The organism is Corynebacterium sp. HMSC034B08 (assembly GCF_001835805.1).
GTDB classification, from domain to species: domain Bacteria; phylum Actinomycetota; class Actinomycetes; order Mycobacteriales; family Mycobacteriaceae; genus Corynebacterium; species Corynebacterium coyleae.
Window position 1 is genome coordinate 1 of record NZ_KV825887.1, and the last position, 243, is coordinate 243.

The following is a 243-nucleotide window of genomic DNA, read 5'->3' on the forward strand; positions in this document are numbered from 1 at the left end:
CAACGGCATCACCCCGGTGCTGAAGGTGATCAACGACCGCTACGGCGTCAAGCATGGTCACGTGGAGACCGTCCACGCGTACACCAACGACCAGAACCTGGCCGACAACTTCCACAAGGGTGACCGTCGTGGGCGTGCTGCTGGCCTGAACATGGTGCTCACCGAGACTGGTGCTGCGAAGGCCGTGTCCAAGGCGCTGCCCGAGTTTGAGGGCAAGCTCACCGGCAACGCGATCCGCGTGCC

Annotated in this window: 1 pseudogene; it reads left to right on the plus strand. The window is 63.8% G+C overall.

What is annotated here, in order from left to right:
- Window positions 1-243, plus strand: a pseudogene (locus HMPREF2656_RS00155) (glyceraldehyde-3-phosphate dehydrogenase); the annotation flags it as partial.